Origin of the sequence: Bradyrhizobium sp. 215_C5_N1_1 (assembly GCF_052075935.1) — a bacterium.
In the GTDB taxonomy this organism is placed as follows: domain Bacteria; phylum Pseudomonadota; class Alphaproteobacteria; order Rhizobiales; family Xanthobacteraceae; genus Bradyrhizobium; species Bradyrhizobium barranii.
Map to the genome: position 1 here is coordinate 7,984,340 of NZ_CP197228.1, position 16,090 is coordinate 8,000,429.

Genomic DNA, 16,090 nt, shown 5'->3' on the forward strand with positions numbered 1-16,090 from the left:
AAAGCCATGACATCGATCGACTTCGTCGTTGCGAAAGATAACCTCGACCAGTGCAAGGTGGTCACGACCGAGCTTCCCGGCGCGGATACGCTGCCGCCTGACGCCCTGCTCGTGAAGGTCGACCGCTTCGCCTTCACCGCCAACAACATCACCTATGCGGTGATGGGCGACGAGTTGAAATACTGGCAGCTCTTTCCCGCGCCGAACGGTTTTGGCAACATTCCGGTATGGGGCTTTGGCGAGGTGCTCGCGTCCAGTCATCCGAACATCGCCGTGGGCGAGCGCCTGTTCGGCTATTTCCCGATGGCGACGCATCTCGTCATCGAGGCGACCGACGTGAGCAAGCGCGGCCTTCGCGACGGTGCCGCACACCGGCAGGGCGTGGCGCCGGTCTACAACGCCTATGCCCGCGTCAGCGGCGATCCCGCTTACGCCGGCCGGAAGGGCGATTACCAGGCGCTGCTGCGGCCGCTATTCATGCTGTCGTTCCTGGTCGACGACTTTCTGGCCGAGAACGACGATTTCGGCGCCCGCACCGTGCTGCTCTCCAGCGCCTCGAGCAAGACCGCGTTCGGCCTTGCGCATCTGTTGCACGCGCGCGGCCGCAAGGTGATCGGGCTGACGTCCGCCGGCAATGTCGACTTTGTCTCGTCGCTCGGTTGCTGTGACGAGGTCGTCACCTATGACCGCATTGCGTCGTTGCCATCGGGCGCGCCGATCGCCTTCGTTGACATGGCCGGCAACAGTGCGCTGCGCGCCGGATTGCATCGGCACTTCGGCGACCGGATGAAATGCTCCGTACGCGTCGGATTGACGCATCGCGCCACCGAGCCCGACGAAGGCGAGCTGCCCGGTGCAAAGCCGCGCTGGTTCTTCGCGCCCGACCAGATCCGCAAGCGCGCCAAGGAATGGGGCCCGGGCGGCATCGAGCAGCGCTTTGGCGCGGCATGGTCCGGCTTTGCGCCGCTCCTGGAGAGAAGCCTGACCGTGGTCGAGAGCCGCGGACCCGACGCGGTGCGGCAGGTGTTTCTCGATACGCTGAAAGGGCGTATTCCGCCGGAGCAGGGCCACATGCTCTCTCTGCTCGGGTAAACCGCTTTCGAGGCTCCTCGAACCGGTATAGCGTCAACCTCAGAGGAAACGCCGCGAAGACGGCCACGAGGTCGCGCATGCTGGACAAGACGAAGGATATTTCCGTCTCGGCGCAAGCCTGGCTCGATGAGTTCGAGCGCTCGCTCGGCAAGCCTGATCCGGCCGCACTGGACCATCTCTTCCTCGCCGACAGTTTTTGGCGCGATGTGCTGGCGCTGAGCTGGAACCTGCAAACGATCGCGGGCCACGACCGGATTGCCCAAGCGCTGAGGGCGCTCGCGCCACGGGCGGCGCCGACCAGCTTCACGATCGCGCCCAACCGCGCGGCGCCGCGCTGGGTTACGCGCGCCGGCACCAGCAATATCGAGATCATCTTCAATTTCGAGACCGTGATCGGTCGCGGCAGCGGCATCGTCCGGCTCGTGCCCGATACCGCCGATGGCGACCGGCTGAAGGCGTGGACGCTGCTCACCGCGCTCGATGAGCTCAAAGGCTTCGAGGAGCAACTCGGCACGTCGCGTCCGCGGGGGCAGGCCTATTCACGCGATTTCCGCGGGCCGAACTGGCTCGATTTGCGTAACGCAGCCCGCGACTACGCCGATCGCGATCCTGCCGTGCTGGTGGTCGGCGGCGGCCAGGCCGGCCTTGCGATTGCAGCACGGCTGAAGCAATTGAAGATCGACACGCTGATCGTCGATCGCGAGACGCGGATCGGCGACAATTGGCGCAAGCGCTATCACGCGCTGACCCTGCATAACCAGGTGCAGGTCAATCATTTGCCCTACATGCCGTTCCCGCCGAACTGGCCGACCTACATCCCGAAGGACAAGCTCGCCAACTGGTTCGAAGCCTATGTCGACGCGATGGAGCTGGATTTCTGGACCGGCGCCGAGTTCGAGGGCGGCAGCTATGACGACGCGAAGGGCTGCTGGACCGTCACGCTGCGGCGCGCCGACGGCAGCAAGCGCACCATGCGGCCGCGCCATGTGGTGATGGCGACTGGCGTCAGCGGCATCGCGAATGTGCCTGATATTCCGACCCTCGCCAATTTCAAAGGCACGCTGCTGCATTCGAGCCGCTACGAGGACGGCGAGAACTGGACCGGCAAGCGCGCCATCGTGATCGGCACCGGCAACAGCGGCCATGACATCGCGCAGGATCTCTGCTCCAGCGGCGCCGAGGTGACACTGGTGCAGCGCTCGCCGACGCTGGTCACCAATATCGAGCCGTCGGCCCAGCTCGCCTATGCGACCTACAACGAAGGCACGCTCGAGGACAACGACCTGATCGCGACCTCGATGCCGACGCCGCTCGCGAAGAAAACCCATGTGATGCTGACCGAGCAGTCGAAGGAGCTCGACAAGGAGCTGCTCGACGGCCTGCGCAAAGTCGGATTCAAGCTCGACTTCGGCGAGGCCGGCACCGGCTGGCAGTTCAAATACCTCACCCGCGGTGGTGGCTATTATTTCAATGTCGGCTGCTCCAACCTGATCGTCGAGGGCGCGATCGGGCTCAGGCAGTTTGCAGACGTCGAGAGCTTCACGGCCGAAGGCGCACGGATGAAGGACGGCGCGACCATTCCGGCCGACCTCATCGTGCTCTCCACCGGCTACAAGCCGCAGGAATATCTGGTGCGAAAACTGTTCGGCGACGGCGTCGCCGACCGCGTCGGCCCGGTCTGGGGCTTTGGCGACGGCCTGGAGCTGCGCAACATGTACGCGCGGACGAAGCAGCCCGGCCTGTGGTTCATCGCCGGCAGCCTCGCGCAGTGCCGGATCAACTCGAAATATCTCGCGCTCCAGATCAAGGCGATCGAGGAAGGGATTTTGGGGCGTGAGGCGGGCGCCGCTTAAGCCTCGTCATTGCGAGCGCAGCGAAGCAATCCAGGATCTTTCCGCGAAGACAGTCTGGATTGCTTCGCTGCGCTCGCAATGACAGTGTAGAGACGATCGCGCCGCTGAAACGAAGAAGAGGAAAAACAAATGCCTGCCATTCTCGGCACCGGCGAGCACCGCTACCGCGTCGTCGACAATTTTGCGAAGCTGCCCGACGGCTGGACGCTGACCGACGTCGCCTCGGTCGCCGTCGACAGCAAGGACCGCGTCTACGTCTTCAACCGGGGGGGCCATCCGATGGTGGTGCTGGATCGCGAGGGCAATTTCCTCCGAAGCTGGGGTGAAGGCCTGTTCTCCCGCGCGCACGGCCTGCACATCGATGCCGACGACAATCTCTACTGCACCGATGACGGCGACCACACCGTGCGCAAATGCACCACCGACGGCAAGGTCCTGCTGACGATCGGCATCCCCGAGAAGCCGTCGCCGTTCATGAGCGGCGATCCGTTCCATCGCTGCACCCATACCGCGCTGTCGCCGAAGGGCGATATCTACGTCTCCGACGGCTATGGCAATGCGCGCGTGCACAAGTTCACGCCGGACGGCAAGCTGCTCAAGAGCTGGGGCGAGCCCGGCACCGATCCCGGCCAGTTCAACATCGTGCACAACATCGCCGCCGACGCCGACGGTTTTGTCTATGTCGCCGACCGCGAGAACCATCGCGTGCAGGTGTTCGATGGGGAGGGCAGGTACGAGACGCAGTGGAACAACCTGCACCGGCCCTGCGCACTGTGCTGCTGTGGTGGCGGCAAGAGCCCGACATTCGTAATCGGCGAGCTCGGCCCGGGCCTCGCCGTCAACCGCAAGGTGCCCAATCTCGGCCCGCGGCTGTCGATCGTGGACGCACAAGGCAAACGCATCGCGCGGCTCGGCGGCGAAGAAGGGCCGGGTGTCGCCAGCGGAAAATTCCTGGCTCCGCACGGCATCGCGCTGGATTCGAAGGGCGACATCTATGTCGGCGAGGTCGGCGTCACCGACTGGAAGACGAGTTTTCCGGACCAGGAGATGCCGGCCGTGGTGCGCGCCACGCGGTGCTTGCAGAAGCTGGAGCGGGTGCGGGAATAGTTGGGCGGGCGAAGCCGCGATGCGCTGTCGGGCCGACCCTGCCTCCCCCCGGCGTCGTCCTCGCCCCCCAAATCACGGCGGTTTTGAGCGCTTTGCCACCCCGCCGCCGCATTGCGTGCATCTGAATAAGTCGCTCAACGGGCTTCACAATCCCGTCACGCTGCATGTAGTATGTCAGTACATGCTGCTTCGCAGCGTATATTGGAGGCCAGGAGCGTTACTTGAACGCACATGTCTCGCAAGGCAGTTGGCCGGTGTTGGTGCTGAATGCGGACTTCCGGCCGCTGAGTTACTACCCGCTGTCTCTCTGGTCGTGGCAGGACGCGATCAAGGCGGTGTTCCTCGACCGCGTCAACATCGTCGCGCATTACGATCAGGCGGTCCACAGTCCCACGCTGCAAATGCAGCTGCCCAGCGTCGTCTCGCTCAAATCCTTCGTCAAGCCGACCACGCATCCCGCGTTCACCCGATTCAACGTCTTCCTGCGCGATCGTTTTGCCTGCCAATATTGCGGCTCGCCCGAAGACCTCACCTTCGACCACATCGTCCCGCGCAGCAAAGGCGGCCAGACCACCTGGGAGAACGTGGTCGCGGCGTGCTCGCCCTGTAATCTGCGCAAGGGTAATCTGACGCCGGCGCAGGCAAAAATGTTTCCGCGCCAGAGCGCGTTCGCGCCGACCGTGCACCAGCTCCACCGCAACGGCCGCCTGTTCCCGCCGAACTATCTGCACGACAGCTGGCTGGATTATCTCTACTGGGATACGGAGCTGGATCCGTAGGGCGACGCTGTTCGCGCTCGGCCGTTCGTGCGACCTGCTGAAATCGAAAGATCGAGGACCCGTCGGGTCCTCGGTTCGTTTTATCGAACGTCACGCATTCTGCGCCAGCGAATGAGCCTCGATTCGTTGGCGGATATCGGGCGAATTGATCAGGTCGAACGGCTCCATGAGTTGCACGACATCCGAGAACGCGCGCTGGACCACCGGATCGGCCACGACAGCCCGGAATAGAGCGGCTTCGAACTGCCGGCTTTCCTCGTACCGCTCCGGGCGCTCGCCGCGCGTGGTTGGATAGGCGAAGTCAGCGTTCACGCCCATGTTCCAGGGTGCCTGAAGCAGCGCGCCCACTTCGGACATGAACCCAGCCTGGAGGGCCTCGATCGGGTCCGCCTCCCCGGCGACGCGATCCAGGATCTCGCGCAGCAACTTTGCCTCTCGCGCGGCGACCGTCATGCCCTGCCCGTAGACCGGATTGAACCGGCACAGCGAGTCCGCCACGGGGAGAATCCCGCGCGGCAGCCGCTTGAGCCGTTCAAAATGCCGCCAGCGGCTCGCGTCAAACACGAAATGCCGGAGGCCTCCGGGTGGCAAGAGCTTGTAGACTGCGTTGTAGATCGCCGGCGTCTTCAATTGGCGCGCAGCCGCAAGATAGTCCTCCCACGTGCCGGGGCAATTCGTCGCGCCGTGATGGGAGATCGATGTAAACCAGCGCCCGCCTTCGAGAGGAATGATCAAGCCGGCTGTCGCCGACGCGGCGGGATCGGGCAACGTGACCAGATTTTGCCAGTCGAACGAGGTTCGCCCCGGCCGCAGAACCGCGGTGGTGTAGCTGATGTCGACGCCCACGACGGTCTCCTGCGGCCGCTCCCAGCCAAGCACATCGAGCAGGCCGAGCGTCGGCGCGCCGCGGCCGGATGCGTCCACCACGAGATCCGCCTCGATCGCCGCACCAACGCCTGCGTCGTTCTCGAACTTCACCATCGGCCGGGTTGCAGCCGGCACAATCTCCATCACGCGGCTCTGCGATTGCACTTTGACATTGGCGATCGCAGTCACCTTTCGGCGCAGCGTATGCTCGATCAGCGGCCGCGAGCCGCACAGCAGCGACGTCCCGCAGTCGCGCCTTGGCAGCGCGCCGACATCTGGCCGCTCGTACTGGACGTCCTTGAAGACATTCACGGGAACTGCACCGGCGGCGGCAAGATCCTGCGCGAAACCCGGGAAAAGGGAGTCGAGGGCCTGCAGCCCACCGGCCAGAAGAAGATGCGGATGCCGATCCTGGGGAACGCCGGCGCGGGACATGATCGAAGCCGGCAGGACATCGCGTTCGAGAATGACGACTTCCTGGAAGGCGGAAGAAAGCGCACCGGCGGCAGACAATCCTCCAATCCCCGCTCCGATGACAACCGCGCGTTGCCCAAAATGACGGCTCATACTTATTCCTTTGGTTCGATTCACCACCTTTCTGTGCGTGGACCGCACTACGGGAATGTTTCCAATCGCGGGATCTTTGTTTCGATTGCAACGGAGCGGCCGCGATGCCCAAGCGTTACGACAGAACGCCGCGTTCAGCTGCGGTACTCGCCAGACTCGATGCGGCGCAATCTCTTAGGTTGCAACACCATGTTCTGACACGTTCTCGCCACGGATCATCGGTATTCGACCAAAATCGGAATACCGGGAAAGTCGCGATGGGTGCATGCAGCTGGTTCAGAGTCGCATTGTTTGTTCTCGCGTTCACGAATGGCGCGACTGCACAGGACATGCCGTCGGAGCTTACGCCTGTCGGCAAGGCCGTCCTTCAAGCCGAGATCGCGGCCAAGGACCGCTCGGGATCCGGCAAGCCGGTGGACTCTCCGTTGGCCGTGTGCACCTTCCCGGGCGGCCTGTGCGGCGCGGTTCGGCCTGACGGTTCGGTGGCCGTGCCGCCGCGATACGATTGGGTCGGCGACTTCTCGGACAAACGCGCCGCAGTTCGCAGCGGAGGACTGTACGGCTTCGTCGACGACGAGGGGCACGAGGTCGCCGCACCGCAATACGGCCTCGTGGACGACTACAAGTTTGGCTTTGCGCAAGTCGAGGTCGGGGGCAAGTCGGGCCTGATCGATCGTGACGGCAAGATGATCTTCGCGCCGACATACGGCTTCATCGAGGCGATCGGTCCCGACCGCTTCCGCGTGTCGGATTTTCCGCGACGCGGCGGAACCATTGGCGCCGAGGATTTCTCGGGGATAAGGACCACCTACACCTCAAACAGCGTCAGTGTCTCCGCCCCCTTCGAATTCAAGACGAATGGCGTGATCGATCTCTCCGGACAATGGATAGAACCGGCGGCGCCGCCATCGCGCGAATTCGACAAGACAAGTCCATCAGTTCGCTGGGTCGAAAGAGGCGGATTGTGGGGGTTGTTGCAAGCCGATGGAAGCTGGCTGGTCGAGCCGAAGTTTCAGCGGGCGGAAGCCCTAAGTGACGGCCTGGCGCGCGTGACTCTCAGCAGCAAGGTTGGCTTCATTGATGGCACAGGGAAATTCGCCATCGAGCCCGTCTTCGACACGGCCTGGCCGTTCAGGCTCGGCGTTGGGCGCACATCGGCAGAACGAGACGGCAGCTTCGGCGTGATTGACAAGTCCGGATCCTGGATATTCCAAACCAGTCACCAGCAAATTTATCTGGCGATTGCCCGTAACGAAGGCTCCTCCGAGGTGCCGTACGGATGGCACTTCAAGCAGGCGGACCACTGGGGTCTTCTGGACCTCGACGGCCGTACTGTGCTCGACGCAGCGTTCGATCAACCCGTCCAGCATTGTGAAGACAAGCGGCTGATCGCCTACAAGAACAAGCAATGGCTGTATTTCACGGAAGGCGGAAATCCTCTGCAACCTCCTGGAAGCCGGTTGATCGATGCGACATGCGGCGCCGCACCGCCGTACACCCTGCAAACCGGAGACACGTTCCAGCTTGTTGACGCACGCTTGCAGCCTATCGCGCCGATGCAGTTCGAGGCAGTCGTGCGAATTGGACGGGATGCCAGGAATGCCAAAGTCGATGGCAAATGGGGACGCATCAGGTCCGACGGGAGTTGGCTCGTCGAGCCCCGATTCGACTACCTTTCGACCAATCCCGATCCCTTTGTCGCGTCCATTGACGGTAAGCGCGGCGTCATGAAATCGGATGGGACATGGCTGATCGAGCCCAAATTCGACGCCGTTCGAATCCGACAAGACGGCACCGTCTTTGCTTCGACCGACGGAGCGACAGGCATCATGCGGCTCAAGGATCAATCCTGGGTCATGCAACCTCGCCCGGGCGTCATGTGCGATATCAGCAGCGCGCTCATGTCGCAGGCTGGCGGAAAGCGCGTGATCCTGTCTCCCGCCGGCGAGGTTTGGATCGACGCCGATGCCGAGCGCGTCGGCGCCAATCTCGACTTCGGACTTCTGACGTTCTTGAGAAACGGCAAATGGGGGCTGGTCGACACGGCAGGACACGTGATGGTCGAGCCGCAATATGACGAACCCGTCTATTTCGCGCCACGCAATCGTGGCATCGCCTGGGCCAGGCAAGAAGGTAGATGGTGCCCGATCGACCGGCGCAACCATTCGGTCCCGGGGATCGCATGCTCCGATGTCAATCCCGCGCCATCCCTGGCGCCCCCGTTCGAATGCAAGATCGAGCCGTAAGTTCGATGTGCGCAAGACGACGATAGAAGCGTCGCCTTCGGCTCACACCCCGATCGCATTCCGCATCACCACGTCGCGATAGAACGCCGCGCTCAGCTTCGGCACGCGCGCTTGGGTCTCGAAGTCGACCCGGTAGAGGCCGAAGCGCTTGCCGTAGCCGTAGATCCACTCGAAATTGTCCATCAGGCTCCACAGGAAATAGCCGCGAATCGGCACGCCCTCGGCGATCGCACGCTGCATCTGGGTCAGGTAATTGCGCAGGAACATGATGCGGTCGAGATCGTAAACCTGGCCGTCGGCGGAAATCTTGTCCTCGGACGAGGTGCCGTTCTCGCTGATATAGATGGTCTCGATGTTCCAGATTTTTGCGGCGAGACGCGGGGCCCAGTAGATCACCTCAGGGCCGACCCGCAGCCATTCCGAGTTCATGTGCGGGAACGAGGTTGGGAACGGCAGCACGCGGACGCCCGGCGCGCGATCAGAGGCCGTGACGTAGTATTGCGGCGCGTAGATGTTGAGCCCGACGAAATCGTTGGGCGTGCCGATGATCTTCAATTCCTCAGGGGTGAATTTCGGCGCATCCGCGCCGGCATAGGCGAGGAAGCCGTCGGTGTACTTGCCCTCCAGCACCACGCCAAGAAAGCCGGCGTTGAGCTCACGCGTCGCGATCTCGGCGGCGCGGATATTTTCCGGCGTTGCGATCGCGGGCACGCAGGCCGCGATGTTTTCGGCGGCACCGACGCGGGTGCCGGCGCGGCCCGACGCGCGGATCGCCTGCACGGCAAGCCCATGCGCCAGCGCGACGTGATGGCGCGCCTGGTTGAGCTGCGCCGCCGGCAGCTTGAGGCCGGGCGCGTCGATGCCCCAGCCATAGCCGAAATTTACGAAGCGCCCGACCTCATTCACGGTGAAGATGGTTTTGACGCGATCGGTCAGGCGCGCGGCGACATAGGCGGCGTAATCTGCAAAAGCCTTCGACGTGTCGCTCGACTGCCAGCCGCCGACGCGATCCTGGAGCACCTGTGGCAGGTCCCAATGATAGAGCGTCGCATAGGGCTCGATGCCGTTCGCGAGCAGCTCGTCAACGAGCCGGTTGTAGAAATCGAGCCCCTTCGGATTGGGCTGGCCCGATCCATCCGGAAACACCCGCGGCCACGCAATCGAGAAGCGGTAGGCCTTGACGCCGAGCGCCTTAATCAGCGCGACGTCGTCCTTGTAGCGGTGATAATGCTCGTTGGCGCGGTCGCCAGTCGAGCCGTCCTCGATCTTGCCGGGCGTGTGGCTGAAGACATCCCAGATCGATTGGCCGCGGCCGTCCTCATCGACGGCGCCTTCGATCTGGTAGGACGAGGTCGCTGTGCCCCACAAAAAGTCCTTGGGAAAGGGCGCGTGGCGATCGGCCGATGCGGGCGTCTCATTATCTGCAGCCTTGTTATCCGCAGCCTTGTTATCTGCAGCTTTGGCACCCGCCGCTGCACCAAGCGCGGCGAGCCCCGCGAGCTTCGCAAGATCGCGCCGCGAGACATCAGCTGACATCGCTATCTCCGAGCCTGCTCCATGTCGATCTGATAGGCGGAAATCCGGTCGATCTCGAATGCGACGGTGGGCGGTGATTCCGCATCGACCGGACCGACACCGAGAAAGAATTTCGATCCGATCGCGAGATTGACGATCATGTACATGGGATCGTCGAAGCCGATCGGCACCTTGATGTCGGAGACCGGCTTGCGGTCGATGAAATAGACCAGGCGATCCTCCTCCCACAGCACACCGTAATTGTGGAACACGCTGGAGGCATCGCCGACCGCATAGTCAAAGCCGCAGGACTGAATCTTCTGGGTCGACGGAATCCGCCAATGCGTCGTCATCACGAGATCGCCGGGCCGTTCGCCCCGGCCTTCCAGCACGTCGACCTCCGGCGGCCAGCCGCCGTCGTCCGCCAGCATCCAGAACGCCGGCCACACGGCGTGACCGACCGGCACCTTGGCGCGGATTTCGAAATAGCCGTGCTTCTGCGCGAACGTGCCCTGCGTGGTCAGGATTCCCGAGATGTACTCGTTGTTGAACAGAACGGACTTCAGTTCCGGCGGCGTGCGGCTGGCGACGATCGAGAGCACACCGTCTTTCACCTTGAACGGATCGAGCCCAAGCGGCATCCCCGCACGCCCCGAATAGCGCGGATCGACGTAGATCTGCTGCTCGCCATTGGCGCTGGTCTTGCGCTTGAAGTCGGAGCCGTCACCGCCCCAATAGCGCGCTTCCGGCCACGCCGCACCGCCGGCGTAATGCGGCACCCAGCGACCTGTCGCAAGCGGATGCTCGTCAAAGTCATCGTTGAAAGTCCGGCGCAGCGGCAGGAACGCGAGCAAGGCGGGATTGACCGTCTCAAGCTTGCGGCACTCGATCATGGAGGGATCGGTGGTCACTTGCAGCGTCATCGTGCCGGGCGCAGCATCGAGATCGTCCTGCGCGACGCCCGGCGCAGGCACGGCAGACAGGCCGATCGCAACCAGAGCGCCCTTCGTCCAACTGTCGATCATCACCGCACATCGAACTTGGCAGAAAGCTTCGCAGGATATGCGCAGGTTAGCTCGCCTGTCTTCGAGCGGGCAAGCACGGCCATCTGTGCCGGCGGGCGATTTCGAAATGGTCATCTCGACATCGCATTCGGGCCGGCCGGGAATCGCGTCACCCCGGCGCAAGATCGGCGGTTAACCGGGCCAGTTCCGCGCGCCCGGCTCCGCCAGAGGGGCGCCGGCGCCAAATCCTTCCGCATTCGTTACCGTCCCTTAAGCCTCCGATGGCAGTTTGGGCGGGATCCGCGGCCCTGCCCGCCCAACCGCCGATCCATCAGGTCCAAGGTCGTCGCTCATGTTTGCCGAGACGCTGGAAGCGGTTCAGTCCTCGCCGTCGAAGCGGACTGCCTATATCCGCTACGTGCTGGCGGCGCTGGCGTCGATCGCCGTCTTCAAGACCTTCTGGTTCGCACGTTTCGGCGGCTGGACGGATCGCGAGCTCGCCGATTTCGATGCCTTTCACATCGTCGCGCAGCACGTCTGGCGCGGCGATCTCGACCAAGTCTATCATTTCGATGCCCTGCTGAAGATGCAGATGGAGGCCGCCGGCGGCGCCACCGGTTTCATGCCCTGGACCTATCCGCCGCAATACGACCTCCTGCTCGCGCCGTTCGCATTCCTGCCGGTCGGCGTCGGTTATCTCCTCTTCACCGCCGCGACACTTGCGCTCTATCTCGTGACGCTCCGGGCGATCGCCGACCGGAATTTCGCGCAGGTGCTGGTGATCCTGTTTCCGGCGATGGCGATCACCATCGGCTGCGGGCAGAACGGCTTTCTGACGGGGGCGCTGATCGGGCTCGTCTGCCTCAACGTTGAGCGTCGTCAGCTGTTGGCCGGCCTCGCGCTCGGCGCCATGGTGATCAAGCCGCACCTGGCGATTGCCGCCGGCGTCTATCTGCTGGTGACGCGGCGCTGGATTGCGCTCGGAACGGCCGCGGCCGTCGTATTGACGAGCTCACTGCTCTGCACGCTCCTCTTCGGGTGGCAGATCTGGTTCGCGTGGCTCGGAGCGATCAGGGAATCGGCGGGCTATCTCGAGCAGGGCTTCTACCCACTCTTCCGCATGATCTCGACCTATGCGGCGCTGTACAAGGCCGGCCTTCCCGCAAGCGCCGCCTTCTGGGGACAGACGGCCGTTGCCGGGCTGGCCTTGTTCGCCGTCCTTCTCGGTGCGGCGCGGGGCGCTTCACCGGCCTTCACGCTCGGTGCCGCCGTAATGGTATCCGTGATGATCAGCCCCTATGCGTATGATTACGATCTGCCGATGGTCGGGATCGGCCTGGCCCTGATGCTGCCCGATCTCGCCAGGATGGCGAGCCCGCGCGAGCGGAGCGTCATATACGGGCTGATCCTGTTCGCCGGAGCCTATGGGCTGTTGCAATCGGGGCGGCTCGCAGTGCAATTCGGGCAGAAGGCCGATCCCGACCAACATTTCGCGCCCGCCCTGGGCGGCTTCGCCCTGATGGCGCTCCTGGTCCTGCTGCTGCGGCTGCTGTGGCGCGGGACGCAGTCGGCGCCCATCCTGTCGCAGGCCGCGGAATAACGCCTCTACGCCCGCTGCAACGCCAGCGTCACGCCGCCGAGCGTGAGCGCCATCGCCGCCCATTCGCGCAGGCCCAGCGGCTCGCCCAGGATGACCGCGGCGGAGACGACGCCGATCACGGGGACGATCAGCATGCCGGTCGAGGCGGAGGTTGGCGGCAGGCGGCGCAGCGTCTCGAACCAGGTGACGTAACAGACGCCCATCGGCACCAGCGTCATATAGACGAAGCAGCCGAGTCCCAGCGGGGTGATCGCGGTGATGTCGGGATGCTCGAACAGGATACCGAGGATCAGCATCGTGGCGCAGCCGAGCCCAACCTGCCAGGCGACGACCACGAGCGGCGGCATCGGCAGCGGCTTGCGGTTGAGCACATTGCCGAGCGCGAACAGGATGGCGCAGAGCAGTGCGAGCGCAATGCCGAGCAGCTTGTCGGCGCCGAACGCAAAGCCGTTGCCGCCGAGCAGCAGCGCGACGCCGGCGACACCGAGGACGAGACCCAAAATATCCCGCATGGTCGGCCGCGTACCCAGCACCGGCCAGGCGAACAGCATGGCCCAGATCGGCATCGTATAGGCGAGCAGAGCCCCCTCGCTCACGGTCACATATTTCATCGCGACCGTGCCGAGCCCCATCCAGGCAAGGACGTTGGTGAGGGTCGCAAACAACAGCCGCGGAATCGCCTCGCGCGGAACGGCGAAGGATTCCTTCCGGCTCAGTGCCAGCGCGCCGAGAATGAGCGAGGCGCAGACGCCGGCCAGCCCGCGCGCGAACAGCGGCGGCCATTGCTGGAGCAGCAGCTTCATCAATGGCCAGTTCAGCGCCCAGCCGAACGCCGTCACGCCGAGGCAGAGAGAGCCGATCGTCCTGTCGCGCCGCGCCGTATCCATGGACAGCGCTTAGCAGGCGGGTGCGGCGCACTCCACCTCGGCTGGCGCATGCGGGCCATGGCGGACGATGGAACCCGGAACGCCGGTACCCGTTCAAATGGGAGCGGGTGGCGGTGGTGCCGCAACGCAAACGAGGGAGACGTACCATGCCCACAGCCGAGTCGGATCACGTCTACAAGATCCTGGAGCTGGTCGGATCATCCGAGACCTCGATCGAGGATGCGATCAAGAACGCGATCAGCCGCGCCGCCAAGACCGTTCGCGAGATGAAATGGTTCGAGGTGGTGCAGACACGCGGTCACATCGAGAATGGCGCCGTCCGCCACTACCAGGTGACGCTGCGCGTCGGCTTCACGCTGATGGACTGACGCGGCAGACGCCGCACGAAACATCACGCCGCGGCGGCGTAGTTAACATCCGACGATGAGAGTCGATCAAAATATCGACGATCTCCTCCGGCTGACTACGGACGCGCAAAATCATCGCGGAAGTTGCAACAGGCCGTTAAGACCAAAGTGAGAGGTTTGCTCCGATTTGGAGCAAGCCGATGGTCACGGACCGCGAACTCGGCAAGACGCGCCTTCCGCTCTGGGCGGCGGGATTCGTCGTGCTGATCTGCGTGGCGATCCTCGGCTTGAGCGTCTGGCGCGAATGGGAAACGCACAACGCCGATCTCAGGAACGCCGAGATCGACGTCGCCAACCTCGCGCATTCGCTGGTCCAGCACGCGGACGACACGTTCGAGCTCGCCGATACGATCCTGGTCGGACTGGTCCATCGGCTCGAACTCGACGGAACCGGCCCGGACACGATCGCGAAGCTCCAGACTTACCTGCCGACCCGCAAATCATCGGAGCGCATCCGCGGCATCTTCGTCTATGACGAAACCGGCCGATGGCTTGCCACGACCGAGCATGTCGACTTCTCCAAGCTCAACAACAGCGATCGCGAATATTTCCGGCAGCACCGTGATTCCCCGGCGAAGGACACGCTGATCGGGCGGCCCATCAAGAGCCGCGCCGGCGGCCAGTGGATCATCACCGCGTCACGCCGGATCAACCACCCCGACGGCAGCTTTGCCGGTGTCGCGCTGCTCACGATCGACGTCGCCTATTTCGCGAAATTCTACGAGCGCTTCGACGTCGGGTCGAACGGCTCGGCATCGCTGCTCAACGACGCCGGTATCATGCTGGCGCGCAGCCACGACGAGAGCGGCGCCTTCATCGGGCGCGACCTCTCCAATGCGCCGCTGTTCAGGGAATGGAAAAGTCGCCCGGCGGCTGCGGTCTACTATTTCAAGTCGCCGCTCGATGGCGTGCAGCGGCTGAGCTACTATCAGCGCAGCAGCCGCTATCCGCTGATGGTGCTGGCGAGCAAGTCGCAGGACGACGTGCTGGCGCCCTGGCGACGCGCGGCAGCCGCACGCACGGCCTTCGTGCTCGGCCTCGTCGCGCTGATCGCGGTGATCGGCTTCTACCTGGTCCGCCAGCTCTGGCAGCGGCAGCGAATGGCGCAGGCCCTAGTCGCGAATGAAGCCCATTTCCGCCTGCTCGCCGAGCAATCCAGCGACATGGTATCCCGGATCGGGCTGGATAACCGGCTGCTCTACGTCTCTCCCTCGTGCGCGCGCATCACCGGCTGGTCTCCCGAGGAGCTGCTCGGCACGTCGGCGGTGGCCGGTATCCACGCGGACGACATGGAGCGGGTCGAGCAGGCTATCGCAGCGCTGAAGAACGGCGAGGCCGAGGAAGCGCGGTTCGTCTATCGCCAGCGCCATCGCGACAAGGGCGATATCTGGGCCGAGGCGGCCTTGCACGTGACCCGAGCCTCCGACAGCGGCGAGGTCGACGGTGTCGTCGCGGTCGTGCGCGACATGACCGAGCAGAAGGACTTGCAGGACAAACTGGCATCGCTCGCGACCACCGATGGCCTGACCGGCCTTGCCAACCGCCGCGCGTTCGACGAACGCCTCGCGGAGGAATGGGCGCGCGCCCGGCGCGACGGCACGCAGATCTCGCTCCTGTTGATCGACGTCGATCAGTTCAAGAAATTCAACGATCATTACGGACATCAGGCGGGCGACGGCTGCCTGCGCGCGCTCGGCCGGATCCTGTCCGCTCAGGCCAGGCGCCCGGCTGACCTCGCGGCGCGCTACGGCGGCGAGGAATTCGCCGTTCTGTTGCCGAACACCGGCCCGGATGGTTGCGCCGAAGTCGGCGAAGGGATTCGCGAGGCACTGCACGACCTCGCCATGCTGCATGCGCAGAATCCGCCCTCCCGGCTGGTTACGGCAAGCATCGGCGCTGCGACAAGCCTTCCATCTCAGACCGCGCTGGACTGCAACACGCTGGTCGCCGGCGCCGACCGCGCACTCTACGCCGCCAAGGACAGCGGCCGCGACCGTATGGTGATGTCGGGACAGGTCGTGCCCTGGCCCGCGAAGAGCGCGTGACGAATCCTGCCAGGCGTAGCGAACGCCGCCCTTTCCTGCGTAGCTGGCAAGCGCGGCTAACGCGGTGTGCACATGCGGCACGTCGGCGCGCGCCAATTCCTGCCCACCATCGCTTGCGCAC

At 64.1% G+C, this 16,090-nt stretch carries 12 protein-coding genes; 8 read left to right on the top strand and 4 right to left on the bottom strand.

The features are described 5' to 3' along the window. Nucleotides 1-6 precede the first annotated feature (6 nt). The 4 genes from AB7G19_RS38240 to AB7G19_RS38255 all read left to right on the top strand — a co-directional run bounded on the left by AB7G19_RS38240 (nucleotide 7) and on the right by AB7G19_RS38255 (nucleotide 4,831). Nucleotides 7-1,092 carry a DUF2855 family protein gene (locus AB7G19_RS38240; RefSeq protein ID WP_085401925.1) on the top strand — a complete coding sequence of 362 codons (1,086 nt, stop codon included), beginning with the start codon at nucleotides 7-9 and terminating at the stop codon, nucleotides 1,090-1,092. Nucleotides 1,093-1,169: 77 nt separating this feature from the next. After that, nucleotides 1,170-2,945, top strand: coding sequence for a flavin-containing monooxygenase (locus AB7G19_RS38245; protein ID WP_085401924.1), 1,776 nt, complete (start codon nucleotides 1,170-1,172; stop codon nucleotides 2,943-2,945). 129 nt (nucleotides 2,946-3,074) lie between these two features. Further along, nucleotides 3,075-4,052: a peptidyl-alpha-hydroxyglycine alpha-amidating lyase family protein gene (locus AB7G19_RS38250; RefSeq protein WP_085401923.1), complete on the top strand. Its 978-nt coding sequence runs from the start codon at nucleotides 3,075-3,077 to the stop codon at nucleotides 4,050-4,052. A gap of 221 nt (nucleotides 4,053-4,273) precedes the next feature. Beyond that, nucleotides 4,274-4,831 (top strand): HNH endonuclease, encoded by a 558-nt coding sequence (locus tag AB7G19_RS38255; protein WP_063985805.1) that lies wholly within the window; start codon nucleotides 4,274-4,276, stop codon nucleotides 4,829-4,831. Nucleotides 4,832-4,921: 90 nt separating this feature from the next. Here the strand turns inward: AB7G19_RS38255 and AB7G19_RS38260 are convergent, their stop codons facing one another. Next, nucleotides 4,922-6,211, bottom strand: a complete 1,290-nt coding sequence (locus tag AB7G19_RS38260) for an NAD(P)/FAD-dependent oxidoreductase (protein WP_245344110.1) — start codon at nucleotides 6,209-6,211, stop codon at nucleotides 4,922-4,924. A 158-nt stretch (nucleotides 6,212-6,369) separates the two neighbouring features. On the opposite strand from AB7G19_RS38260, the gene AB7G19_RS38265 reads away from it, so the two are divergent. After that, nucleotides 6,370-8,511, top strand: coding sequence for a WG repeat-containing protein (locus AB7G19_RS38265; RefSeq protein ID WP_135216228.1), 2,142 nt, complete (start codon nucleotides 6,370-6,372; stop codon nucleotides 8,509-8,511). A gap of 42 nt (nucleotides 8,512-8,553) precedes the next feature. Here the strand turns inward: AB7G19_RS38265 and AB7G19_RS38270 are convergent, their stop codons facing one another. Continuing rightward, the gene (locus AB7G19_RS38270; protein WP_085401920.1) at nucleotides 8,554-10,047 is read right to left on the bottom strand and encodes a GH1 family beta-glucosidase; all 1,494 of its coding nucleotides are present in this window, start codon (nucleotides 10,045-10,047) and stop codon (nucleotides 8,554-8,556) included. A gap of 2 nt (nucleotides 10,048-10,049) precedes the next feature. Beyond that, nucleotides 10,050-11,051, bottom strand: coding sequence for a glycoside hydrolase family 16 protein (locus AB7G19_RS38275; RefSeq protein WP_085401919.1), 1,002 nt, complete (start codon nucleotides 11,049-11,051; stop codon nucleotides 10,050-10,052). A gap of 331 nt (nucleotides 11,052-11,382) precedes the next feature. Between AB7G19_RS38275 and AB7G19_RS38280 the strand changes: the two genes are divergently transcribed. Continuing rightward, entirely contained in the window at nucleotides 11,383-12,630 is a 1,248-nt protein-coding gene (locus tag AB7G19_RS38280) for a glycosyltransferase family 87 protein (protein ID WP_085401918.1), read from the top strand. A gap of 5 nt (nucleotides 12,631-12,635) precedes the next feature. Here the strand turns inward: AB7G19_RS38280 and AB7G19_RS38285 are convergent, their stop codons facing one another. Then, nucleotides 12,636-13,517 carry a DMT family transporter gene (locus AB7G19_RS38285; RefSeq protein WP_085401917.1) on the bottom strand — a complete coding sequence of 294 codons (882 nt, stop codon included), beginning with the start codon at nucleotides 13,515-13,517 and terminating at the stop codon, nucleotides 12,636-12,638. 146 nt (nucleotides 13,518-13,663) lie between these two features. Between AB7G19_RS38285 and AB7G19_RS38290 the strand changes: the two genes are divergently transcribed. After that, complete coding sequence (locus AB7G19_RS38290) at nucleotides 13,664-13,885, top strand: dodecin (RefSeq protein WP_085401916.1); 222 nt, start codon at nucleotides 13,664-13,666, stop codon at nucleotides 13,883-13,885. Between the two features lie 179 nt (nucleotides 13,886-14,064). Then, entirely contained in the window at nucleotides 14,065-15,969 is a 1,905-nt protein-coding gene (locus tag AB7G19_RS38295; protein ID WP_085401915.1) for a sensor domain-containing diguanylate cyclase, read from the top strand. The last annotated feature ends 121 nt before the right edge of the window (nucleotides 15,970-16,090 follow it).